Genomic DNA, 23,578 nt, shown 5'->3' with positions numbered 1-23,578 from the left:
CGGCGCGAAATTCCGCGCCGCCGTGGCCGCCGAGCAACCGCTGCAGGTTGTCGGCGCCATCACCGCGTATGCGGCGAAGCTCGCCCAGGCGACCGGCTTCAAGGCCGTCTATCTTTCGGGTGGCGGCGTCGCCGCCAATTCACTCGGCGTGCCCGACCTCGGCATCAGCACCATGGACGACGTGCTGATCGACGCGCGCCGCATCACGGACGCCGTCGACATCCCGCTGATGGTCGACATCGACACCGGCTGGGGCGGCGCCTTCAACATCGCGCGCACGATCAAGTCGTTCATCAAGGCGGGCGTCGCGGCCGTGCACCTCGAAGACCAGGTGGGCCAGAAGCGCTGCGGCCATCGTCCGAACAAGGAAGTCGTGGCGACCGACGAGATGGTGGACCGCGTGAAGGCCGCCGTCGACGCGCGCACCGACGACCAGTTCGTCATCATGGCCCGCACCGACGCGGCCGCGGTGGAAGGCATCGACGCGGCGATTGAGCGCGCGGTGGCCTATGTCGAAGCGGGCGCGGATATGATCTTCCCCGAAGCGATGAAAACGCTCGACGACTACCGTCGCTTTCGCGCAGCCGTAAAGGTGCCGATTCTCGCGAACCTGACCGAATTCGGCTCGACGCCGTTCTTCACGACCGAAGAACTGAAGAGCGCCAACGTGGATATCGCGCTTTACTGCTGCGGCGCGTATCGTGCGATGAACGCCGCCGCGCTGAACTTCTACGAGACCGTCAAGCGCGACGGCACGCAAAAGGCCGCCGTTTCGACCATGCAGACGCGCGAAGACCTTTACAAGTACCTCGGCTATCACGTGTACGAGCAGAAGCTCGACGCGCTGTTTGCCGCGAAGAAGTAAATCCGCCCATAGTGCATACAGAGAGAGGAAGGAAGACATCATGAGCGAAGCAGAAAACAGCACGCAATCCGCTGGCGGCTTCAAGCCGAAGAAGTCCGTTGCGCTTTCGGGCGTGGCGGCGGGCAACACGGCGCTGTGCACCGTGGGCCGCACGGGTAACGACCTCCACTATCGCGGCTACGACATTCTCGATCTCGCCACCGCGTGCGAATTCGAAGAAGTCGCGCACCTGCTGGTGCACGACAAGCTGCCGAACACGGCCGAACTGGCCGCGTACAAGACGAAGCTCAAGGCGATGCGCGGCCTGCCCACCGCCGTGAAGGCAGCGCTCGAAGCCGTGCCCGCCTCGGCCCACCCGATGGACGTGATGCGCACCGGCGTTTCCGTGCTCGGCACGGTGCTGCCCGAGAAGGACGACCACAACCTGCCGGGCGCGCGCGACATCGCCGACCGTCTGATGGCCTCGCTCGGCTCGATGCTGCTGTACTGGTACCACTATTCGCACAACGGCAAGCGCATCGAAGTCGAAACCGACGACGATTCGATCGGCGGCCACTTCCTGCATCTGCTGCACGGCCGCGAGCCGTCGAAGTCGTGGGTCGACGCGATGCACGTGTCGCTGAACCTGTACGCCGAGCACGAATTCAACGCCTCGACGTTCACGGGCCGCGTGATCGCTGGCACGGGCTCGGACATCTACTCGGCCATCACGGGCGCGATCGGCGCGCTGCGTGGCCCGAAGCATGGCGGCGCGAATGAAGTCGCGTTCGAGATCCAGTCGCGCTATGAAAACGCGGATCAGGCAGAAGCCGACATTCGCGCGCGCGTCGAGAAGAAGGAAGTGGTGATCGGCTTCGGCCACCCCGTCTATACGATTTCGGACCCGCGCAACAAGGTCATCAAGGAAATCGCGAAGAAGCTCTCGAAGGAGCAGTCGAACCTGAAGCTGTTCGACATCGCCGAGCGCCTCGAATCAACGATGTGGGAAGTCAAGAAGATGTTCCCGAACCTCGACTGGTTCAGCGCCGTTTCGTATCACATGATGGGCATCCCCACCGCCATGTTCACACCGATCTTCGTGATCGCGCGCACGGCCGGCTGGAGCGCGCACATCATCGAGCAGCGCATCGACAACAAGATCATCCGCCCGAGCGCGAATTACACGGGCCCGGAAAATCTGAACTTCGTGCCGATCGCCAAGCGCTGATCCTTCAACGTTAGCCGTTCGGCTATAGGGAAACGGAGGCGATCTGGCGTAGATTGACGCCATCGCCTCCACCGCTCACTACATCTCATTGGTCCCCAAGCCGTGAATACCGCCTACCGCAAGCCCCTTCCCGGCACCCGGCTCGATTATTTCGACGCGCGCGAAGCCGTCGAGGCCATCCAGCCCGGCGCCTGGGACACGTTGCCGTACACCTCGCGCGTGCTCGCCGAAAACCTCGTGCGCCGCTGCGATCCGGCTACGCTCACCGCCTCGCTCAAGCAGCTCATCGAGCGCAAGCGCGACCTCGACTTCCCGTGGTTCCCGGCGCGCGTGGTCTGCCACGACATCCTCGGGCAAACCGCGCTCGTCGACCTCGCCGGCCTGCGCGACGCCATCGCCGACCAGGGTGGCGACCCCGCCAAAGTGAATCCGGTCGTGCCGGTGCAGCTGATCGTCGACCACTCGCTCGCCGTGGAATGCGGCGGCTTCGATCCCGACGCGTTCACGAAGAACCGCGCGATCGAAGATCGCCGCAACGTCGACCGCTTCGACTTCATCAACTGGACGAAGAAGGCCTTCAAGAACGTCGACGTCATTCCGCCCGGCAACGGCATCATGCACCAGATCAATCTGGAGAAGATGTCGCCCGTGATCCAGGCACGCGACGGCGTGGCTTTCCCCGACACCTGCGTCGGCACCGACAGCCACACGCCGCACGTGGACGCGCTCGGCGTGATCGCCATCGGCGTGGGCGGCCTCGAAGCCGAGAACGTCATGCTCGGCCGCGCGTCGTGGATGCGCCTGCCCGACATCGTCGGCGTGGAGCTCACCGGCAAGCGCCAGCCCGGCATCACCGCCACCGACATCGTGCTCGCCCTCACCGAATTCCTGCGCAAGGAAAAAGTCGTGGGCGCGTATCTGGAGTTCCGGGGCGTTGGCGCGTCGAGCCTCACGCTCGGCGACCGCGCCACCATCTCGAACATGGCGCCCGAATATGGCGCCACCGCCGCGATGTTCTTCATCGACAACCAGACGCTCGACTATCTGCGCCTCACGGGCCGCGAGGAAGAACAGGTCAAGCTCGTCGAGACCTACGCGAAGACCGCGGGCCTCTGGGCCGACACGCTCGCCCATGCGCAGTACGAGCGCACGCTGAAGTTCGATCTCTCGAGCGTCGTGCGCAACATGGCCGGCCCGTCGAACCCGCATAAACGCCTGCCCACCTCCGACCTCGCCGAGCGCGGCATCGCTGGCAAGTGGGAGGAAACGCCGGGCCAGATGCCCGACGGCGCAGTCATCATCGCCGCCATTACGAGCTGCACCAACACGAGCAACCCGCGCAACGTGATCGCCGCCGCGCTGCTCGCGCGCAACGCGAACGCACGCGGCCTCACGCGCAAGCCGTGGGTGAAGAGCTCGCTCGCACCGGGGTCTAAGGCCGTCGAGCTCTACCTCCAGGAAGCGAACCTGCTGGCCGATCTGGAAAAGCTCGGCTTCGGCATCGTCGCGTTCGCGTGCACGACGTGCAACGGCATGTCGGGGGCGCTCGATCCGAAGATCCAGCAGGAGATCATCGATCGCGACCTGTACGCGACCGCCGTGCTTTCGGGCAACCGCAACTTCGACGGCCGCATCCACCCCTATGCGAAGCAGGCGTTCCTCGCCTCGCCGCCGCTCGTCGTCGCGTATGCGATCGCGGGCACGATCCGCTTCGATATCGAGAAGGATTCGCTCGGCACGGACAAGGACGGCAAGCCGGTCTATCTCAAGGACCTCTGGCCGACCGACGAGGAAATCGACGCCATCGTCACGCGGAGCGTGAAGCCCGAGCAGTTCCGCAAGGTCTACGAACCGATGTTCGCGATCACGGCGGCAAGCGACGAGGCGACCGATCCGCTCTACGACTGGCGCGAGCAGAGCACGTACATCCGCCGCCCGCCGTACTGGGAAGGCGCGCTCGCCGGCGAGCGCACGCTCAAGGGCCTGCGCCCGCTCGCCGTGCTCGGCGACAACATCACGACCGACCACCTCTCGCCTTCGAACGCGATCCTGCCGAACAGCGCGGCGGGCGAATACCTCGCGAAAATGGGCCTGCCCGAAGAGGACTTCAACTCGTACGCGACGCACCGCGGCGACCACCTCACGGCGCAGCGCGCGACCTTCGCGAACCCCACGCTCATCAACGAGATGGCCGTGGTGGACGGCGCCGTGAAGAAGGGCTCGCTCGCGCGCATCGAGCCGGAAGGCAAGGTCACGCGCATGTGGGAAGCCATCGAAACCTACATGGAACGCAAGCAGCCGCTCATCATCATCGCGGGTGCGGACTACGGCCAGGGTTCGTCGCGCGACTGGGCGGCCAAGGGCGTGCGTCTGGCGGGCGTGGAGGTGATTGTGGCGGAAGGCTTCGAGCGCATTCACCGCACGAACCTGATCGGCATGGGCGTGCTGCCGCTGGAATTCAAGCCCGGCACGAACCGCACGACGCTCGGCATCGACGGCACGGAAACTTTCGATGTGATCGGCGAGCGGACACCGCGCGCCGATCTCACGCTCGTGATTCAGCGCAGGAATGGCGAGCGTGTCGAAGTGCCGGTCACCTGCCGCCTCGACACCGCTGAAGAAGTCTCGATTTACGACGCGGGCGGCGTGCTGCAGCGGTTTGCGCAGGACTTCCTCGAATCGTCGCAGGCAGCCGCTTGAGTGAGCGCGTCATCCAAGGGCGCGCTTAGTACACGTTAGGCGCACCGCCCTTCTCGCGTCAGGACTCGCCGGGCCGCCCCCAGGAGTACTGACCTGACGCCCCCTCGGGGGCCACGAACAAAGGCAGCGTTGGGGGCCGTTCAAACTCAGGACAACACATGGCACACGTACCTCAAATCAAGATTCCCGCCACGTATATGCGCGGCGGCACCAGCAAAGGCGTGTTCTTCCGTCTGCAAGACCTCCCCGCCTCGGCGCAGCAACCGGGCGAGGCGCGCGACAGGCTGCTCATGCGCGTGATCGGCAGCCCCGACCCGTACGGCAAGCAGATCGACGGCATGGGCGGCGCGACGTCGAGCACGAGCAAGACGGTGATCGTGTCGAAAAGCACGAAGCCCGGCCACGACGTCGACTATCTGTTCGGCCAGGTCGCCATCGACAAGGCGTTCGTCGACTGGAGCGGCAACTGCGGCAACCTCTCGGCAGCCGTTGGCCCGTTTGCGATCAGCGGCGGCCTCGTCGACCCGGGCCGCGTGCCCGATAACGGCATCGCCACCGTGCGCATCTGGCAGGCCAACATCGGCAAGACCATCGTTGCGCATGTGCCGATGACGAACGGCCACGTGCAGGAAACGGGCGACTTCGAACTCGACGGCGTGACCTTCCCCGCCGCCGAAGTCCAGCTCGAATTCCTCGACCCGGCCGCCGAGGAAGAAGGCGCGGGCGGTGCGATGTTTCCCACCGGCAAGCTCGTCGACGACCTCGAAGTGCCGGGCGTCGGCACGCTCAAGGCTACGATGATCAACGCGGGCATCCCCACGATCTTCGTGAACGCCGAGGCGATCGGCTACACGGGCACGGAGTTGCAGGACGCGATCAATGGCGACCCGCAAGCACTGGAGAAGTTCGAGACGATCCGCGCACACGGCGCACTGCGCATGGGTCTCGTCAAGAGCCTCGACGAGATCGCCACGCGCCAGCACACGCCGAAGATCGCCTTCGTGGCGAAGCCCACGGGCTATACGGCGTCCAGCGGCAAGCGCGTGGAGGCCGGCGACGTCGACCTCCTCGTGCGCGCGATGTCGATGGGCAAGCTTCATCACGCCATGATGGGCACCGCGGCCGTCGCGATCGGCACGGCGGCGGCCATTCCGGGCACGCTCGTGAATCTCGCCGCGGGTGGCGGCGAGCGCAGCGCGGTGCGCTTCGGCCACCCGTCGGGCACGCTGCGCGTGGGCGCCGAGGCACGCGAAGAGAACGGCGAATGGACGGTCACGAAGGCCATCATGAGCCGCAGCGCGCGTGTGCTGATGGAAGGCTGGGTGCGCGTTCCGGGCGACTCGTTCTAGGCGCGGCGCCTCACGGCACGGCGTCGTCAATCAAGCATGACAAAGCCGCCCCGCCGCATTGCTGCGCCGGGGCGGCTTTTTTGTATTCAGGCGAAGACGGAGACGGGAAACGCGCTCAGCTCTGCGGCGACGGCAGATACGGCATCGGGTCGACCGGCTTGCCGTCGCGGCGCACCTCGAACAGCACCGCCACGCGGTCATTGTTCTCGCTGCCCATTTCGGCGATCTGCTGGCCCTGGTGCACCGTGTCGCCGGTCTTCACGAGCAGGCGCCGGTTGTGCGAGTACGCCGTCAGGAAGTCCTTGTTGTGCTGGACGATGATCAGGCTGCCGTACTCGTTCAGGCCCGTACCTGCATACATGACCTTGCCGTCGGCGGCGGCGAGCACCGGGTCGCCGGCCTTGCCCGCAATCTCAATGCCGCGCGTCGTGCCCGGTTCGAACGGCTCGACCACGCGGCCATGCGCCGGCCACACGAGCGCGACGCCATTGGCGTGGCGCCCCACCTCCGCCGAAACCTGACGGCTCTCGGCCACGTTTGCGGCCGTGGTCGCTGTCGAGCCGCCGGGCTGCGGCGCGGCGGCCTGGACGGTGATCGTCTGTCTGGAAACGAGCTTGATCGACTGGCCCGCGCGCAGGTGGCCATTCGGCTTGAGATGGTTCCACGCGGCCAGTTCCTTGACCGACACATTGTGCTTTTGCGCGATGCGCTGGAGTGTATCGCCGCGGTGCACGCGCACGTACGTCGTTTTCGTGACGACGCGCGTGACAGGCGCGGACGCCGCCTGCTGTGCGCTGGCGGCGTCCGCGCTCGCTGCGGCTGCGGCCGAAGCCGAATTGGCCGCCGCAGTGTCGGGCTGCGGCTGCGGCTGCTGTTGCTGCTGGTTCATGTTGGCGCAGCCACCCAGCAGCGCCACCAGTCCCAACGCGGCCCAGAACCCCTTGAGACCGTTCATGCGCTGGCCGCTACGATCGTCAAACATATATGCCTCCTGCGTTGCTCGCGGCCGCGCACGAAACGACCGGACGCCCGGGGCGGTCTGCTGCGTATGCCGCGCTCCCCTCTCCTACAGCGCTCCGGTTCGCTCAAGCCGGCAGCCTCGATCTGCATCCAAACTGCCTGCATCTCGATCGATAAACATTCAACGCACGCCATCGACAACTTAACGAACGGACGTGCAATCTCAAAATTAATCCGGCATTGTAAAGCGCAATTCGCCTGGATCAGCCCAGGGACAATACTCTGATACAAATGTTAACGATCCGAATGGGGCAGCATCTCCGACGCCCGGAAAGCGGGCAAGCACGAATGCCCAAACCTGCCCCTGGTGCCCAGTCATGAGCCGCAGCGCCTGCTGCGCCGGCACGATCCGACCCCTTCCGGTGCGTTATCGGCACCTGTTGCGCAAAACTTGAACGGGACCCTTCGCGTCCGTCGATGAAAGCAAATTGAAATTAAGGTAGTATCGCTGGCGTCAAGGGCAAGCCCCGGCTCACGGGAACCCTCGCCTTTTCTTCAGGTCTTTTCCTGCGTTTGTCATGCGGCCACCGTGGCGGCCGCTTCGCGGTTCGCGGCGCGCCGCGCCTCGCGAACCTGATCCGAACTCCCTGGCAGGTGCGCCCATGCATCCGCCCGTCTGGCCCAACCGGCTGCCTCGCGTGCTCCGTCCCGGCCCGGCCTGCTATTCAACATGTCACAGTCATCTAGCCGTCTAGTCGAACTCGATTTTTTCCGCGGTCTCGTCCTGCTCATCATCGTCGTCGATCACATCGGCGGCAGCATTCTCTCGCGGGTCACCCTGCACGCCTACGCGCTGTGCGACGCCGCCGAAGTGTTCGTCTTCCTCGGCGGCTACGCCACGGCCACCGCGTGGGCCGCGCTCTGCGCGCGCCGCACCGAAGCCGCGGCGCGGCAGCGCTTCATCAAGCGCGCGTTCGAGATCTACCGCGCGTTCGTCGTGACCGCGCTCCTGATGCTGCTCGTCACTGCGATCCTCGTTGCCTGCAACGTCGATGCCCCCAATCTCGCCACGACCGATCTCGGCGATCTCACGCTCGCGCCCGCAGCGGCGCTGCGCGACATTTTGCTGCTGCGCCGCCAGCCGTATCTCGCTGGCGTGCTCCCGATGTATGCCTGCTTCGCCCTCGCCGCCCCGCTCGCGCTGCCGCTCGCGCGCACGCGGCCGTGGCTGCTGCTCGCCGTGAGCCTCGCGCTCTGGGGCGTCGCACCGCATGCGGCGCCGTGGCTGCCGCACGTCGAGGACGTGCAGTGGGACTTCAATCCGCTGGGCTGGCAGTTGATGTTCGTGCTCGGCGTGATTGCCCACGCGCAACCGGTATTCCAACGTGTGAGCGCGCACCGGCTCGGCTCGCTTGTCACGCTCGCCGCGCTCGCGGTGGTGGTGGCCGCCGCGATCTATCGGCTGCAACTCGGCAACGTCGCGCTCGACGGCGACTTCAAGCGCAACCTCGCATGGTTCCGCGTGCTCAACTTCCTCGGCATCGCGTGGCTCACGGCACACGTCATCCGCCTTGGCTGGGCGAAGCGCCTCGCGCATGCGCTCCCGTGGGTGGGTCTCGTCGGACGCAAAGGCCTGCTTTCGTTCGTGGCCGGTGCAGTGATTTCGCTCACGGTCGACTCGGTGCTCTACGGGTACACCGACGGCTACCTGAACGTGCCGGCCGGCCTCGCCGCGGACGCCATCGCGCTCACTGCGCTGCTGCTCGTCGCACGTGTGTCCGTCCCGCTCAAGCGCCTGTTGCCCTCGCGCACCAAAGCGTCCACCTGATCGTCCGCCTGATAAGCCGCGGTCCGCTCGTCGTGTCTACGCCGGTCGCTACTGGCGGCTTCCTGCGCACACGAGCGGCTGCTAGCATGATGACCCCGCGCCGCCGGCGCCCTATCCACTCCGATGTCCCTGCGATGCGCAGACTCTTTCGAACCGCGCTGCTCGCGATCGCACTCGCGTGTGCGGCGTTCGCCGCGCCGGCCGCGCCCGCCCCGGCGAGCACGATCGCGGTCCGCACGTTCCACGCCGCGGCGCTCAACCGCGACCTGCCTTACGTGGTGTACCTGCCGGCCGGATATCGCGCCGATCAGGGCCGCTACCCGGTGCTCTATCTCCTGCACGGCAACAATGGCGACGCAATGGACTGGGTCACGCAAGGCCAGCTTCAGACGACCGCCGATACGCTGATCGCCCGCCACGAGATCCCGCCCGTGGTGATCGTGATGCCACAGGGGGGCACCAACTGGTACGTCGACCGAAAGGAGAAGATGGAGACCGCATTCTTCCAGGACCTGCTGCCCGAAATCCAGGCACACTTCGCGGTAGCCGACGGGCGCGACAGCCGCGCGATTGGCGGCGTGTCGATGGGCGGATTCGGCGCGTTGCGCTACGCGCTCGAGCACCCAGACATGTTCTGCGGCGCGCTACTGCTCTCGCCCGCGATCTATGCGGGCGACCCGCCGCCCACTTCGGCGGCACGCTACGTGGGCGTGTTCGGCGAGCACCAGTTCGACGCGCAGATCTGGCGCACGCTCAACTATCCGGCGCTCTGGAAGCCGTACTTTGCGCAGTCCTGGCGCATGCCGATTTTCGTCGCCGCCGGCGACGACGACCTCGTGATCCAGGCCGAGTCGTCGCTGCTCTATACGCGGCTGCGCGAGGCGGGCAACCCGGCGGCGCTGCGTATCGTCGACGGCGGCCACGTGTGGCCGGTCTGGCGAGAACTGCTGCCGGCCGCGCTCAAGTACACGCTCTCCTGCCTGCGCTAGGCGACCCGCGCGGCGTGCCCGCGGCCGGCCGCCCCATCGGAACCTTTCACCGCGCTGCTCAAAGGGCTCACTGCGGTCATTGCGCCCACCGCGCTCATTCCGCCCAGTTCGCCCACAGCACCATCAGCACGGTCATGAGCGCCGGGCCGATGAAAATGCCGAGCAGCCCAAAAGTCGTCGCCCCGCCCAGAATGCCGAACAGCACGAGCAGGAACGGCAGGCGCGTCGAATTGCCGATCAGCACGGGCCGCACGAAGTGCTCGGCGACGAACACCACCACGAAGCCCCAAACCACGAGCGCGAGCGCCGCAATCACCGAGCCTTGCACGACGAGCCACAGCGCCGCGCCGCAGAACACGATGGGCGCGCAAAACGGCAGCATCGCCGCGATGGCGGTGACGGTGCCGAGCAGCGCCGCATGCGGCACGCCTGTCGCGATATACGCGGCGGCCAGCAGCACGCCCTCACCGAGCCCCACGACCACGAGCCCCGTCACCGTGGCGCGCACGGCGGCGGCCATGCGCTGCAGGAGCTGGGCGCCGTCGGCGCCGAAGGCGCGGCGCGCCCCGCGCATCAGCGTGGCTGAAAGGCGCGGACCTGCCTGAAAGATCACGAACAGCGTGACGAGCATGAAGCCGAACGTCACCGCGGCGTGGGCGGCACGCGCGCCGAAGTGGCGGCCGAACGAAACGATGGTGTCGCCGTGCAGGCTCTTCATCGCTGGGGAAGCCTTGAGCGGCGGGACCATATTCGCCTGCCACCAGTCGCTCACCTGGCGGCTGCCCACGGGCAGATGCGCGACGAAATCGGGCATCGGCACGCCGTTCTCCTGGGCGTCGTGCAGCCAGAGGTAGAGGTCGTGGGCCTCGCCGCCGGCCTGGATCGCCGTGACCATGATCGGCAGGACGACGAGCAACCCGATCGCGACGGTGAGCAGCGTGGCGATCAGCGTCGTGCGGCCCTTGAACCACGCGTGGCGCTCGGTTGCCTGATAGGCGGGCCACAGGACGATGGCGAACACGCTCGCCCACGCCATGGCAGGCAGGAACTCGCGCACGACCCATAGCGCCAGCAGCACGAGCGTGGCGAACAGCACCGCGGAAGCGGCGCGCTGGATCTTCTGCTCATGTGCGGAGTTCGGAGCAGGCGGTCGATGAATCATGTAACCTCGGGAAAATTCAAAAAAGCTCGGGTATCGCGGGTGTGCAGCGCAGCATGCCTCCGGAGCCCGACACCCGCCGGGCCGGTTTTCCTTCAGATTCGCATCCGGTCCAGCCGTTCCGTCCCCTCCCCGGAACGCCTCTCCCAGCACCGTTTTTAGGGACAATCGATGTCGCGCCACGCACAACAGTGCGTTGCACAAATTCAAGATGTCGACCCCAATCGGCCGCAAACCCCCATTCCTCCGTTCGGCGCAACGTGTCGCAGGGCGATTGTTGCCGATAATGGAATGGTGTTTCAACGGCGACACAATGGCACTTGTCGGCGCACAGGTCTACATTCGCGGCAACCCCACTAACGGAGCCGACAATGAAGAAACAAGCGTGCCTCTCGCTTGACGGAGCCAACGGTGAGCGCATCGAAATACTCGAACAGACGGATACGGCGCTGGTGATCCGCTGGGTCGAACCCGGGCGCTGTCATTACGGCGAGCAACGCTGGCGACGCCGCTCGGCGCATTCGTCGGGCACGTGCGCCGTGTCGCGCCGCAAGATCCGCCGCGGCGACGCCGTGTTCAAGCCGGCCGAACGGCCTGCGCCGCTGAACGCCTCCGTGATGATCGCCGCCGAGGTGTTCGGCGACCTCATCGCCGCGAAGTGAAGGGGCGCGGGCTCACGCCCGCAGGTGCCTGAGCAGGTGCCCCGATAGGCGCCCCGCAACGCATCCGGCAAGCCGAAAGGCCAAAGCCAACCGACGACACGGGCCACGACGGCTCGCGCAGTGTACCGAAACCGAAAGGCCTTTTGCGGACAAGCGCAACGGCGCGTAGGCTCCCGGCGCTACCGGGCCATCAGCAGGCGTGCGCCCTCACGACATGCCGCCTACGTCCCTCCGATCGCGCGCCCTGCGCCGCTTCAGCGGCCCGGGCGTGGTGCGAGCGCGATGGCCCGCGCGGCATGGTGCGGTGTGAAGCCCGCCGAGGCGGCGCACAACGCCGCCACGCGCGCGAGCACATCGGCGTCGAAGGCTGCGGCACGCGGGCCCGACCGGTCCACATGCAACAGCAGTTGCTCGCTTGCCGAAACGGGCAATGCGCCTTCATCGGCGAACATCTCCAGATACGCCCGCACGCGCTTCGCATCGTGCTCGAGCACGCGCACTTCGACGCGCACCTGCGCGCCTTCCTTGATCTCGTGCAGATAGTTCAGGTGCGCCTCCAGCGTGTACATCGACCGGCCGCGCGCCGTGCGCTGCGCCGCATCGAGCCCGATGGCGTCGAGCAGCGCATCGGTCGCGTAGCTGTAGATCAGCATGTAAAACGCGTCGCGCAGATGCCCGTTGTAGTCGACCCAGTCCGCTTGCACCGTGTCGCGGTAGATCACTGGCGCGGCGCCATCCCCCGCCAGGTGTGCCGCGCGCGCCATGTGTGCCGTATCGTTCGTCATCCTGTCTCCTCGTTGCGAGCACGCCTTCACGCGCGAGCAGTGTAACCGCAGAGCCGCATCTGCCGCGGCCCCGCCCGCACCCGCGACATTCGCCGCATTCACCACATTCGCCACATTCGCCACATTCGCCACATTCGCCGCATTCGCCGCATTCGCCGCATTCACCACATTCGCCGCATTCGCCACATTCGCCGCGCTCGGCACATCAGCCCCACACGCCACCTACCCCGCCTGCGCCGATGCGCCGCCGTGCACGCGGCCCGCCGCTGCGGTAAGGTTGAGCGAATGCGGCGCGGCCGCCGCCATCTGGCGCGCCGGCTTTCGCCGCCCTGAAACTGCCGCCCGCGCGCGGCGCACCGTGAGGCCCGGCCATGGCAGAAGACACGCCCCCGCTTCCGTTTCCACCGCAGCAGTTCTCCCTCGACGTGATGCTCGAAAAGTACGCGAAGGGCGACGAGCAGACGGCCGACGACATCTACCGCCGCGTCGCGCGCGGCGTCGCGCAGGCCGAACCGCCCGGTTTGCGCGCCGAAATCGAAGCGCGTTTCGTCGACAACCTTCGCCACGGCGCGCTCGGCGCGGGCCGCATCATGAGCGCGGCGGGAACCGGCATCGAGGCCACGCTAATCAACTGCTTCGTGCAACCGGTGGGCGACAGCATCCAGGGCGTGGACGACGAGGGGCGCCCCGGCATCTACGTCGCGCTGCTGCAGGCCGCCGAAACCATGCGGCGCGGCGGCGGTGTCGGCTACAACTTCTCTGCCATCCGGCCGCGCGGCGCGCTCGTGCGCTCCACGGGCTCGAGCGCCTCGGGGCCGTGCAGCTATATCGACGTGTTCGACGCCTCGTGCCGCACCGTCGAAAGCGCGGGCGCGCGGCGCGGCGCGCAGATGGCCGTGCTCGACTGCGACCACCCCGATCTGCCCGAATTCATCGAAGCCAAGCATTCGAAGGGGCGCTGGAACAATTTCAACGTCTCGGTGGCGGTGACGGACGAGTTCATGCGCGCCGTGGAAAACGACGCGCCCTGGCAGCTTGCGCATCGCGCCGAGCCCTCGCCCGCCCTGCGCGCCTCGGGCGACCTGCATCGCCGCGAAGACGGCCTGTGGGTCTACGCCGAGATGCGCGCCCGTGGGCTGTGGGACACGATCATGCGCTCGACCTACGACGTGGCCGAACCGGGCGTGGTGTTCATCTCGCGCATGAACGAAGACAACAACCTGCGCGCGCAGGAAACGATCCGCGCGACGAACCCGTGCGGCGAGCAGCCGCTGCCCGCTTACGGCTGCTGCAACCTCGGGCCACTCGACCTCACGCGCTTCGTGATCAAGCCGTTCGCACAACTACGCGGCGGCAACAGTGAATCCAGAGTCGGCGACTTCGACTGGAAGGCGCTCGGTGAGCGCACGCGCACGCAGGTGCGCTTTCTCGACGACGTGCTCGACGCGACCCTCTGGCCGCTGCCCGAGCAGCAGGCGGAAGCGGCGGCCAAGCGGCGCATCGGCGTGGGCTTCACGGGTCTCGGCGACACGCTCGTCATGCTCGGCATCCGCTACAACTCGGCGGAAGGCTGTGCGTTCGGCGAGCGCGTGGGCCGCACGATGCGCGACGCCGCGTACCGCGCGTCGGTCGAGCTCGCGCTCGAGCGCGGCGCCTTCCCGCTCTTCGATGCCGATACATATCTCGAAGAGGGCACCTTCGCCTCGCGTCTGCCCGAGGACCTCAAGGCCGAGATTCGCACACATGGCATCCGCAACAGCCATCTGCTCTCGATTGCGCCCACCGGCACGGTGAGCCTCGCCTTCGCCGACAACGTCTCGAACGGCATCGAGCCCGCCTTCTCGTGGACCTATCAGCGCACGCGCCGCATGGCCGACGGCAGCCGCGAAACCTTCAACGTCGAGGACCACGCGTGGCGGCTCTATCGCGAGCTGGGCGGCGACGTGGAAGCGCTGCCCGCTTATTTCGTGAGCGCGCTGGAGATGAGCGCGCAGGAACACGTGGCGATGATGGCGGCCGTGCAGCCGTATGTCGACACGTCGATCTCGAAGACCGTCAACGTGCCCGCCGACTATCCGTTCGAGGACTTCGAGAACCTCTATCTCGACGCGTGGCGGCGCGGCCTCAAGGGACTTGCGACCTACCGCCCGAACGACACGCTCGGCGCAGTCTTGCAAACACTGCCCGCCGCAGCCGCCGACGACGCGCTCAGCGACGCGCTGCAAGACCCGTTGCGCGTGGCGATCGACCATCGCCCGAAGGGCGAACTGCCCGCCGTCATCGAGAAGATCGAGTACCTCACGCAGGCCGGCAAGGTGTCGCTCTACGTGGCGGTCTCCTTCCTCGAAGTGACGGGCCAGGTGGGCGGCGAAACCGTGACGATCGAGCGGCCCATCGAATTCTTCATCCCCGTGGGCCAGCGCGACGAGTCGCAGCAATGGATCACGGCGACCATGCGCTCGCTTTCGCTCGCGGCTCGCGGCGGCTTCGTCGCGCGCAATCTGCAGGACCTGCGCAAGGTCTCGTGGGATCGCGGCCAGGTACGCTATGGCGAGACGCAGCGCCTCGACGGACGACGCATACCGCGCTGGCACGACTCGGAAGTCGCCGCGATTGCCTATGCGATCCAGCAGATCCTGCACCGGCGCGGCTTCCTCGACGCCGAGGGGCGGCAGGTGCCGTCGCGGCTGCTTGCGCAGCGGCGCGCGAGCGCGCTCGCGGCGCTGCCGCCCGGCGCCGCGCAAACGCAGCCGCACGTGGATGCGGGCCAGACACAAGCCGTGGCGCGCCCCGGCGACCAGGTGCTGCAGGACGGCAATACGCTGCCCGCCGACTTGCACCACGCCATGCCCCACGCAATGCTCGGGCGCAAATGCGATTCGTGCGGCGCGAATGCGGTGATCCGCCGAGACGGATGCGACTTCTGCACGGCATGCGGCGAAATCGGGACATGCGGCTAGCGGGATCGCGCAGCGCGATGAACTGAGCCGCGCTGCGCGAGCACGACCGGCACGCTGCGGGACTTTGCTGACGAGCGGTGTCGCGCGCTGTATGTGCGCCAGGCCACATACAGCGCGCGATTGCTGCCCCAACATCGAAAATGGGCGAGCGCACGGACGTGCACCGGCGCGTTCGCCGCGCCCACGGAACCCGCATCCATGAGCAAGCTCGACATGTGGCTCTCGTCGGTTCGCGTCCACCTCGCAGTCGATTCGCTGCGTGCACTCCTGAAAGCCGTAGCGGGCAGCGCGACGAACGGCGACCACGTCACCTACATCGTCGGCTTCACGCTCGTTCACGGCGTTTCGGTCGACCTGAAGAGCAACCAGCGCGGGCTCCTTGGCTGGCATCTGCTCTACCTCCACAACGAGACCCATCTCGTCACATACTGGAAATCCAAAGAAAGCTTCGACGGCGCGGGCGAGATCCTGCCGTCAACCAGCTATTCGGCCAGCCATGAAGGGCTGACCGGCGAGGTCCACATCCCGCAATCGTGGTTCAGGCGTGTCGTAGGGCCGCTGCCGGCCTGGCAGAACGCCGTCATCCTCGTGGCCGGCGTGCTCGCCGCTTTCACGACCATCCGCGAATTCAAGGACTATCTGCTTGCGACGCCCGAGATCTCGGTGCAATACGAGAAGCCCTCGTTCGATTTCGTCGAGGGCAAGGCGATGAATCTCAAGCTCTCGATCGAGAACCAGATCAGCACGAAGAACACCGATCTCGAGATCGGCGCCATGCTGTACCCCGGGCCCGCAAGCAACAAGCCGTCGCAGGACCACGCGGGCAATGCGCTCACGGTTTCCGAATCGCCCATCCCCGAGCTCGATCCGCGGGAAAAGAAGGATCTCGTTCTCACAGCGCGCGCGCCCGCCGCGGGGACGTATCACGCCGCTCTGAGCGTGCGCGCCAAAGCCGGCTTCCTCAGGTGGCCCGAGACGCGTGCCGCGACGGCCGTGCAGGTGAACGTCTGGCCGCGCAGTCCAACCGGCGCCATCGACGCACTGGGTCCCTATGGCAAGAACAACGAGTTCATCGAGATCCTGGGCAGCGTGCGCGTTGGCGCGGCGAATCCGGCAGGCATCGACTGCCAGCTCGAGGTCGCCGGCATTCCCGGCCTCAGCCTGCTCAACTACGACTTGCCGGATCATCTGAACGATCAGTGGACGCCCAGCACGACGCAGGGCAGCGAAGTCGACGTGCTGTCCTGGACCTTGCCGCCCGCCACCGCCATGCGCAAACTCACCGTCAGGCTGTATCTGAAGCCGAGCGAAAAACCGGACTGGGCGGCGCTCAAGAAGGCGACGCAACTGAATTGCGCCGATAGAACCGAGGAGTTACCGAAATGAACCGGCAAACGTACTGGCGCATCAGCGCGGCAGCCGTCGTGGCACTCGCCTGCCTGCCCGCATGGGGCGACAGCCTGAGCGGCCACGTGCTCGATCTGGCCACCAACGACGGACTCGCCGGCGTGCTGGTATCGGTGCGCACCTTCGATGGCAAGGAGCTCGCGACAGGGGGCACCGACCTGCACGGCGCCTATAGCATTGCGCTGCCGCCGGATCATCCGCTTCCGCTCGTCGTCGCGTTCAGGAAGGTCACCTACGTGAGCGATCCGACCCGGGTGCCGGTCAAACAGACTTCAGAAGCGCAAAAGGACGTCTATCTCGCGAAGAAGGACGATGGCGACCAGCACTACTACGAAAAGGTGGCGCAAAGCCTCGGCAACGAGACCGACGAAGCGCAGCGCTGGCAGAAGCTCCAGACCGTGGCCGCGCTGCCCGCGGCCAACCAGTCGCTCGTTGCCGGGCAGTTGCAGCTTTCCGGCAATACCGCCGCGCTCAACGATCTGGCGACGACGAACAAGACGAACCAGGTGCTCGCCAGGTTCCGCGAGAATCTGCGTGACGAGAACCAGCCCGAGATCGCGGCGCTGCCCGATTACAAGAGCAAGCAGATCGTGATTCTTTCGACCGCGCCCGCCACGACCAACTACGCGGTAGTGCAGGACCTGTTGAATCAGGCAAAGCGGGAAGCGGCGCTGGAACCCAACTCGAAGGTGCTCACGCTCGACAAAGGCTCGATCTCCGATTTCTACAAAACCCAGGAAGCCATCTACCAAAACCAGAAGCCTGACGCCGACAACCACAAACCCATCTCCCAGGAACACAAGGCGCAGAAGTTCCGCTGAGCGTGCGGCGCAGCCAGGTTCCGGCGCCGTATCATCGAGCCACCAGATACCCCGCGAAACCCTGCGCGATGGCGTCCGGCTCGCCCTGGCGCACGAGCTTGAGCACCTGCGATTCATAAGGATTACTGGCGAGTGGCCTGAACACCGCACGCTCGCCGCCCATGGGCGCAAGCGCGGCGGGCACGAGCGCGATGCCCATGCCGAACTCCACCATCGTCACGACGGTTTGCCAGAGCCTCGCCTCATGGCGGATCTGCGGGCTGAAACCGGCCTCCACGCAGGTCGCGATGATCTGATCGTGATAGTGCGGCGACACCGAGCGCGGAAACAGGATGAAGGGCTCGCGCGCGAGCGAGGCGAGATCGATGCGGCGCTTGCGCGCGAACGGATGCCCTTGCGGCAAACAACAGAGGAAGGGTTCGGAAAACAGCACCTCCGATCGCACCTCGGCCGGAAAACGCCCCCAATGCGCCAATCCGAGCTCGATCTGCAAACGCTGCAGCGCCTGCACTTGCTCGGCCGTGTTCATCTCGCGCAGCACCACCTCCACGGCCGGATGATCGGCCTCGAAACGCCGAACCGCCTCGGGCAGCCCGCGGTACAGCATCGAATTCACGAAGCCGATGCGCAGCCGTCCCGCAAACCCATGCGCCGAGCGCGTCGCGATGCGCCGCACCTCGTCGGCCTGTTCGAGCAGCCGCCGCGCCTCTTCGAGCAGCACATGGCCCGCGTTGGTGAGCGCGACGGCCTTGCTCGTGCGTTCGAGCAGTTGCACGCCTAACTGCTCCTCGAACTTGCGAATGTCGAAGCTCAGCGCCGGCTGCGAGATGAAGAGCCGGCGCGCCGCGCGGCCGAAGTGCAGCTCCTCGGCCACGGCCACGAAATAGCGCAATTGCTTGAGTTCCATCGCGGTGCCTCGTTCGCTGGATCGATAGATATCGCTTATCGTACATGACATCGGTTGTATTGGACCGTTATCGATGCCGCACCTAAGCTACGTCGAATCGCACCCGCCGACCGCCCGAAACGAGCGCAGGCGCCAGGAACAGCAATCAAAAAGGAGACACTCGATGAGCGATCGTCCCGCCTTCGCCACGCAGGCCATCGGCGCAGCCAACATTCCCGACAGCCGCGGCATCAACTTCTACACGAGCGACCCCGGCTTCGCGCCCCTTTTGCGCAGCTACCTCGGCGAGGCAGCATTCGGCTCGATCGAGGCGCAACTCGTCTCGCTCGGCCTGCGCGCCTCCGACGAACTCGACGCGCTCGCGCTCGTCGCCGACAAGCATCCCCCCACGCTCGAGCAGCGCACACGGCGCGGCGAAGCGACCCAGCGCATCGACAAGCATCCCGACTACGTCGAACTCGAACGCGTCGCCTATGCGGAACTCGGTCTCGCGGCGATGAGCCATCGCGCGAATGCGCCCGCGCCGCTCGTCAAATACGCGCTCACGTACCTGTTCGTGCAGGCCGAGTTCGGCCTGTGCTGCCCCGTGAGCATGACCGACTCGCTCACGCGCACGCTGCGCCGGTTCGGCACGCCCGAACTCGTTGCGCGCTATCTGCCGAAGCTCGCCTCGCAGGACTTCGACACGCTCTTTCAGGGCGCGATGTTCATGACCGAGCAGGCGGCGGGCTCGGACGTAGCGCGCATTGCCACGCGCGCCACCCATGAGCGCGACGCGAATGGCGACGACGTGTGGCGTCTTCACGGCGACAAGTGGTTCTGCTCAAACCCCGACGCCGATCTCGCGATGGTGCTCGCGCGCCCCGACGACGCGCCGCCCGGCATCAAGGGCCTCGCCCTCTTCCTGCTGCCGAAGACACTCCCCGACGGCACGCGCAACGCTTATCGCATCGTGCGTCTGAAGGACAAGCTCGGCAGCCGTTCGATGGCGAGCGGCGAGATTGTGCTCGAGGGCGCGCAGGCCTACCTGATCGGCGAAGTGGGCCGCGGCTTTCATCAGATGGCGGACATGATCAACATGTCGCGGCTTTCGAACGGCGTGCGTGCGGCGGGCCTCATGCGCCGCGCCGTGACCGAGGCGCTGCACGTGGCGCGCAACCGTGAAGCGTTCGGCCGTAAGCTCATCGACATGCCGCTCATGCAGCGCCAGTTGCTCAAGATGATGCTGCCCGCCGAGCAGGCGCGCTCGATGTTCATGCGCATCGCCACGCTGCTCGAGCGCGCCGATCGCGGCGACATGCTTGCGGCGCGCGGCGACGCGCTCGCGGCGAAATGCGTGCGCATCCTCACGCCGCTCATCAAGTTCCGCGCCTGCCGTGACGCGCGCCGCGTGACCGGCGACGCGATGGAAGTGCGCGGCGGCGTGGGCTATATCGAGGAGTGGAGCGACCCGCGTCTCGTGCGTGACGCGCATCTCGGCTCGATCTGGGAAGGCACGAGCAATATCGTCGCGCTCGACGTGGCGCGCGCGGCGAAGCGCGAGGGCGCGCTCGAAGCCTTGACGCTCTACGTGCACGCGGAGCTTGCCGAAAGCGGCCTGCCCGACGCGAGCGCGGCACTTCTGCGCGAAGTGTTCGACCGCGCGGGGGCAGCGCTCGTCAGTGTGGCCGAATGCGGCCGCGACGAATCGGTGCGCCAGGCCGCGAGCGCGCTCTACAACGCCACCACGGCTGTCTTCATGGCCTGTGAAGCGGCCCGGGTTTCGTCCGTTGCCGCCGACTACCGCCGCCTCGCGCTCGCGCACCTGATCGTGCGCCACAAGCTCCTGCCGCGCGACCCGCTCGCGCTCGACGAGCGCGACGCAAACGCAGCGACGCTGCGCGCACTCGTGGATGAGCAGCCGCTGCCGCTCGCCGACGCGATGCAACTGATGCCTGCACGGTGAGGCCACGCACGATGAACACCACAAAGGATTCCGAAGCAATCACGGTGAACGGCGCGCTGCACGGCCTGCGCGTGATCGACCTGAGCCGCGTGCTCGGCGGCCCGTACTGCACCCAGGCGCTTGCCGACCATGGTGCCGAAGTGATCAAGCTGGAACCGCCCGACGGCGACGAAACGCGCGGCTGGGGGCCGCCCTTCGTCGGCGACACGGCCTCGTACTACGTCGGCGTGAATCGCAACAAGCGAGGCATTGCTGTCGATCTCTCGCGCGACGAAGGCCGGGCGATCCTCTGGCAATTGCTGGAAGGCGCGGACGTGCTGGTCGAAAATTTCAAGCCCGGCACGCTTGCGCGCTGGGGCATGGACTACGAGCGCGACCTGCGCCCGCGCTTTCCACGCCTGATCCATTGCGCGGTTTCCGGCTTCGGCCCGGACGGCCCGCTCGGCGGCCTGCCCGGCTACGACGCCGCAATCCAGGCCATGGCCGGCCTCATGAGCGTGAACGGCGAGCACGACGGCCCCGCGCTGCGCATCGGCCTGCCGATCGTCGACATGGTCACGGGGCTCAACGCGCTCGCCGGCATCCTGCTCGCGCTGGCCGAACGCGAAAAGAGCGGCCTCGGGCAGTCGGTGGACATTGCGCTCTACGACTGCGGCGTGTCGCTGCTGCATCCACATCTGCCGAACTATTTCGGCAACGGACGCACGCCGCAGCGCAGCGGCAACGCCCACCCGAACATCGCGCCCTACGACAGCTATGCCACGGGCAGCGCGCCCATCTTCCTCGCGGTGGGCAACGATCGCCAGTTCGCGAAGCTTTGCGCGCATCTGGGCGTGCCCAACCTCGCCGACGACCCGCGTTTCGCCGACAACCGCAGCCGCTGCGCACACCGCCCCCAACTCAAGGCGGCCCTCGAAGCGCGGCTCGCGGCGCACGACTGTGAGCCGCTCGCGCGCGACCTGATTCAGGCAGGCGTGCCGTGCGGCCCGGTCCAGACCGTTGACGCCGTGGCCGCGCATCCGCACACGCATCACCGCCGCATGATCGTCGAGATGGAAGGCTATCGCGGCACGGGCGCGCCCGTGAAGCTCTCGCGCACGCCGCCGACCTACCGCAAGCTCCCGCCCGCGCTCGGCGCCGACACGCGTGCGGTGATGGACGCCCTCGGCATCGATCCCGCCACCCAGCAACGGCTTTTCGAAGCCGGCATCGTCAAGGAGCCCGAACGAATCTAGACAGCCAACCACTTCGTCAAGCCATAACGGAATAACGGAATACAGACCGGCCCAAGCCGGCTCAACCCGATCGGAGACATGCATGACCCGCCCTATCGATAGCACCACGGGCAACCCTGCGGGCAACACCGCAGGCATTGCCACGCGCCAGCCAGCCCGCGCCTCGCTCGCCGCTTTCGTCGGCACCACGATCGAGTGGTACGACTTTTATATCTACGCAACCGCTTCGGCACTCATCTTCGGCAAGCTGTTCTTTCCCTCCAGCGAGCCGTTCTATAGCACGCTCGCCTCGTTCGGCACGTTCGCCGTAGGCTTTTTCGCGCGGCCTTTCGGCGGGCTCGTGTTCGGGCACCTGGGTGACCGCATAGGCCGAAAGAAGGCGCTCGTCGCCACGCTTGCGATCATGGGTCTCGGCACGGTGGGCATCGGCTTTCTGCCGACCCATGCGAGCGCCGGCGCGCTCGCCCCCGCCCTGCTCGTGCTGCTGCGCGTAGGCCAGGGCATTGCGATTGGCGGCGAATGGGGCGGCGCGGTGCTGATGGCGGGCGAGCATGCACCGAAGGAAAAGCGCACCTTCCTCGCTTCGTTCGCGCAGCTCGGCAGCCCCGCCGGGTTGATTCTCGCGCTGCTCGCGTTTCGCAGTGTCGCGCACCTCGACAAGGAGGCGCTCTTCGAGTGGGGCTGGCGCTTGCCGTTCATCGCGAGTGCAGTGCTGCTCGTGGTGGGCCTGTTGATCCGCTCGAGCGTGAGCGAATCGCCGGAATTCGAAGCGCTGAAGAAGCAACAGCGCACCGCGTCGATGCCGATCCTCGAAGTGCTGCGCGACTCGTGGCGCACCGTGCTGCTGTGCCTCGGCGCGAACGTGATCGGCGTGGCCGGTGCATGGTTCGTCAACACGTTCATGCTCAATTACACGACGCAAACGCTCGGGCTGGACCGAGGGCTGATTCTCGATTGCCTGTTCGTCGTCGCGTTCATCCAGCTTTTCACGCAGCTCTTTTCCGGCTGGTATGCACAACGCGTTGGCGCGGGACGCTTCCTCGTGCTTGCCGCCGCGCTCGCGATGATTTCGCCTTACCCGATGTTCGTACTCGTCTCGACGGGGCACCCGGTGGCGATCGTGATCGGCATTGCGATCGCGGTGATGTGCATGTCCAGTTCGTATGCCGTGATGGCGGGCTTCATGACGAATGCCTTCCCGGTGCGCGTGCGGTACTCGGCGATTTCGATTTCCTACCAGTGCTGCGCGGCGCTTGCCGGTGGCCTCACGCCGCTCGTCGGCACGCTGCTCGCACACGACTACCCTGGCGCGTGGTGGCCGCTCGCGTTGTTTTATAGCGCGCTCGCGGCGGTTTCGCTCGTTTGTATCGCGGTGCTGCAGTACAAGCAGTCGACGGGTGTGCAAGCCGATATGGCGCTCGCCATCCCGGAGTAATGTCGTCACAAGGCCTTGACCCGCCGCATGATTGCGAAGAAGCCGAATCGCCAAGGTTCGCGCTCCAGCAATTCGACAAGTGCTGGAGGCAGTGCTTGCACCGATAACTCCTGTCAGGTGATGCACGATACCTCACCCATATCGATGCCTCGCCAGATGATTGATGCAGAAGCGTTTTCCAGAATGCGCCTTTGCGCTGCGCTTGAGCTTCGCGAAAGCGAATTGCAGAATCGGGGCGCGCCGCTCGAACAGCGATTCCGGCTCGCACGAACGGAAGATACGTCATGCTCCCTGCCATCCTCGCGCGGTTGCAGACACAAACCGGCAGCGAACGGGCCACAAGTGTGGTGTGGGGCAGCAGCGC

17 protein-coding genes are annotated in these 23,578 nt (G+C 66.4%); 13 read left to right on the top strand and 4 right to left on the bottom strand.

What is annotated here, in order from left to right:
- The 4 genes from prpB to prpF form a co-directional block, all read left to right on the top strand.
- On the top strand, positions 1-865 hold an 865-nt coding region (gene prpB, locus VMJ11_RS12500), incomplete at its 5' end, for a methylisocitrate lyase (RefSeq protein ID WP_325619721.1).
- A gap of 40 nt (positions 866-905) precedes the next feature.
- Positions 906-2,072: a bifunctional 2-methylcitrate synthase/citrate synthase gene (prpC, locus tag VMJ11_RS12495; RefSeq protein WP_325619720.1), complete on the top strand. Its 1,167-nt coding sequence runs from the start codon at positions 906-908 to the stop codon at positions 2,070-2,072.
- 102 nt (positions 2,073-2,174) lie between these two features.
- Positions 2,175-4,772, top strand: a complete 2,598-nt coding sequence (gene acnD, locus VMJ11_RS12490) for a Fe/S-dependent 2-methylisocitrate dehydratase AcnD (RefSeq protein ID WP_325619719.1) — start codon at positions 2,175-2,177, stop codon at positions 4,770-4,772.
- 158 nt (positions 4,773-4,930) lie between these two features.
- Entirely contained in the window at positions 4,931-6,121 is a 1,191-nt protein-coding gene (gene prpF, locus VMJ11_RS12485; protein WP_325619718.1) for a 2-methylaconitate cis-trans isomerase PrpF, read from the top strand.
- A gap of 115 nt (positions 6,122-6,236) precedes the next feature.
- On the opposite strand, the gene VMJ11_RS12480 is transcribed toward prpF, so the two are convergent.
- Complete coding sequence (locus VMJ11_RS12480) at positions 6,237-7,103, bottom strand: peptidoglycan DD-metalloendopeptidase family protein (RefSeq protein WP_325619717.1); 867 nt, start codon at positions 7,101-7,103, stop codon at positions 6,237-6,239.
- Positions 7,104-7,811: 708 nt separating this feature from the next.
- Between VMJ11_RS12480 and VMJ11_RS12475 the strand changes: the two genes are divergently transcribed.
- Together VMJ11_RS12475 and VMJ11_RS12470 are read left to right on the top strand one after the other, a co-directional pair.
- Positions 7,812-8,909 carry an OpgC domain-containing protein gene (locus tag VMJ11_RS12475; RefSeq protein ID WP_325619716.1) on the top strand — a complete coding sequence of 366 codons (1,098 nt, stop codon included), beginning with the start codon at positions 7,812-7,814 and terminating at the stop codon, positions 8,907-8,909.
- Positions 8,910-9,043: 134 nt separating this feature from the next.
- On the top strand, positions 9,044-9,898 hold the full coding sequence (locus VMJ11_RS12470) for an alpha/beta hydrolase (protein WP_325619715.1): 855 nt from the start codon (positions 9,044-9,046) through the stop codon (positions 9,896-9,898).
- Positions 9,899-9,992: 94 nt separating this feature from the next.
- On the opposite strand, the gene VMJ11_RS12465 is transcribed toward VMJ11_RS12470, so the two are convergent.
- Positions 9,993-11,060, bottom strand: coding sequence for an AI-2E family transporter (locus VMJ11_RS12465; protein WP_325619714.1), 1,068 nt, complete (start codon positions 11,058-11,060; stop codon positions 9,993-9,995).
- Positions 11,061-11,428: 368 nt separating this feature from the next.
- Between VMJ11_RS12465 and VMJ11_RS12460 the strand changes: the two genes are divergently transcribed.
- A complete protein-coding gene (locus VMJ11_RS12460; RefSeq protein WP_325619713.1) occupies positions 11,429-11,719 on the top strand; it encodes a DUF3331 domain-containing protein in 291 nt (96 codons plus the stop codon).
- Positions 11,720-11,973: 254 nt separating this feature from the next.
- On the opposite strand, the gene VMJ11_RS12455 is transcribed toward VMJ11_RS12460, so the two are convergent.
- Positions 11,974-12,483 (bottom strand): thioesterase family protein, encoded by a 510-nt coding sequence (locus tag VMJ11_RS12455; protein ID WP_325619722.1) that lies wholly within the window; start codon positions 12,481-12,483, stop codon positions 11,974-11,976.
- Positions 12,484-12,875: 392 nt separating this feature from the next.
- Between VMJ11_RS12455 and VMJ11_RS12450 the strand changes: the two genes are divergently transcribed.
- The 3 genes from VMJ11_RS12450 to VMJ11_RS12440 all read left to right on the top strand — a co-directional run bounded on the left by VMJ11_RS12450 (position 12,876) and on the right by VMJ11_RS12440 (position 17,692).
- Entirely contained in the window at positions 12,876-15,464 is a 2,589-nt protein-coding gene (locus VMJ11_RS12450; RefSeq protein ID WP_325619712.1) for an adenosylcobalamin-dependent ribonucleoside-diphosphate reductase, read from the top strand.
- Positions 15,465-15,662: 198 nt separating this feature from the next.
- Positions 15,663-16,850 carry a hypothetical protein gene (locus VMJ11_RS12445; protein ID WP_325619711.1) on the top strand — a complete coding sequence of 396 codons (1,188 nt, stop codon included), beginning with the start codon at positions 15,663-15,665 and terminating at the stop codon, positions 16,848-16,850.
- Positions 16,847-17,692, top strand: coding sequence for a hypothetical protein (locus VMJ11_RS12440; RefSeq protein WP_325619710.1), 846 nt, complete (start codon positions 16,847-16,849; stop codon positions 17,690-17,692). Before VMJ11_RS12445 ends, VMJ11_RS12440 begins: the two co-directional genes overlap by 4 nt.
- Before the next feature lie 31 nt (positions 17,693-17,723).
- On the opposite strand, the gene VMJ11_RS12435 is transcribed toward VMJ11_RS12440, so the two are convergent.
- Positions 17,724-18,599 (bottom strand): LysR family transcriptional regulator, encoded by an 876-nt coding sequence (locus tag VMJ11_RS12435; protein WP_325619709.1) that lies wholly within the window; start codon positions 18,597-18,599, stop codon positions 17,724-17,726.
- Between the two features lie 163 nt (positions 18,600-18,762).
- Between VMJ11_RS12435 and VMJ11_RS12430 the strand changes: the two genes are divergently transcribed.
- From VMJ11_RS12430 to VMJ11_RS12420, 3 genes are all read left to right on the top strand, one after another.
- Positions 18,763-20,544 carry an acyl-CoA dehydrogenase family protein gene (locus VMJ11_RS12430; RefSeq protein ID WP_325619708.1) on the top strand — a complete coding sequence of 594 codons (1,782 nt, stop codon included), beginning with the start codon at positions 18,763-18,765 and terminating at the stop codon, positions 20,542-20,544.
- An 11-nt stretch (positions 20,545-20,555) separates the two neighbouring features.
- Entirely contained in the window at positions 20,556-21,779 is a 1,224-nt protein-coding gene (locus VMJ11_RS12425; protein WP_325619707.1) for a CoA transferase, read from the top strand.
- Positions 21,780-21,861: 82 nt separating this feature from the next.
- A complete protein-coding gene (locus tag VMJ11_RS12420) occupies positions 21,862-23,214 on the top strand; it encodes an MFS transporter (RefSeq protein WP_325619706.1) in 1,353 nt (450 codons plus the stop codon).
- Positions 23,215-23,578: the final 364 nt, after the last annotated feature.

Origin of the sequence: Paraburkholderia sp., assembly GCF_035501035.1 — a bacterium.
Taxonomy (GTDB): domain Bacteria; phylum Pseudomonadota; class Gammaproteobacteria; order Burkholderiales; family Burkholderiaceae; genus Paraburkholderia.
Note: the sequence above shows the minus strand (reverse complement) of the source record. Positions and strands in the feature narration are given on the sequence as shown.

What these genes read in the sequence shown, in the direction of transcription:
- prpC (WP_325619720.1), top strand. Translation starts at nt 906, where the DNA reads ATGAGCGAAGCAGAAAACAGCACGCAATCCGCTGGCGGCTTCAAGCCG.
- prpF (WP_325619718.1), top strand. Translation starts at nt 4,931, where the DNA reads ATGGCACACGTACCTCAAATCAAGATTCCCGCCACGTATATGCGCGGC.
- VMJ11_RS12480 (WP_325619717.1), bottom strand. Translation starts at nt 7,103, where the DNA reads ATGTTTGACGATCGTAGCGGCCAGCGCATGAACGGTCTCAAGGGGTTC.
- VMJ11_RS12475 (WP_325619716.1), top strand. Translation starts at nt 7,812, where the DNA reads ATGTCACAGTCATCTAGCCGTCTAGTCGAACTCGATTTTTTCCGCGGT.
- VMJ11_RS12470 (WP_325619715.1), top strand. Translation starts at nt 9,044, where the DNA reads ATGCGCAGACTCTTTCGAACCGCGCTGCTCGCGATCGCACTCGCGTGT.
- VMJ11_RS12465 (WP_325619714.1), bottom strand. Translation starts at nt 11,060, where the DNA reads ATGATTCATCGACCGCCTGCTCCGAACTCCGCACATGAGCAGAAGATC.
- VMJ11_RS12460 (WP_325619713.1), top strand. Translation starts at nt 11,429, where the DNA reads ATGAAGAAACAAGCGTGCCTCTCGCTTGACGGAGCCAACGGTGAGCGC.
- VMJ11_RS12455 (WP_325619722.1), bottom strand. Translation starts at nt 12,483, where the DNA reads ATGGCGCGCGCGGCACACCTGGCGGGGGATGGCGCCGCGCCAGTGATC.
- VMJ11_RS12450 (WP_325619712.1), top strand. Translation starts at nt 12,876, where the DNA reads ATGGCAGAAGACACGCCCCCGCTTCCGTTTCCACCGCAGCAGTTCTCC.
- VMJ11_RS12445 (WP_325619711.1), top strand. Translation starts at nt 15,663, where the DNA reads ATGAGCAAGCTCGACATGTGGCTCTCGTCGGTTCGCGTCCACCTCGCA.
- VMJ11_RS12440 (WP_325619710.1), top strand. Translation starts at nt 16,847, where the DNA reads ATGAACCGGCAAACGTACTGGCGCATCAGCGCGGCAGCCGTCGTGGCA.
- VMJ11_RS12435 (WP_325619709.1), bottom strand. Translation starts at nt 18,599, where the DNA reads ATGGAACTCAAGCAATTGCGCTATTTCGTGGCCGTGGCCGAGGAGCTG.
- VMJ11_RS12430 (WP_325619708.1), top strand. Translation starts at nt 18,763, where the DNA reads ATGAGCGATCGTCCCGCCTTCGCCACGCAGGCCATCGGCGCAGCCAAC.
- VMJ11_RS12425 (WP_325619707.1), top strand. Translation starts at nt 20,556, where the DNA reads ATGAACACCACAAAGGATTCCGAAGCAATCACGGTGAACGGCGCGCTG.
- VMJ11_RS12420 (WP_325619706.1), top strand. Translation starts at nt 21,862, where the DNA reads ATGACCCGCCCTATCGATAGCACCACGGGCAACCCTGCGGGCAACACC.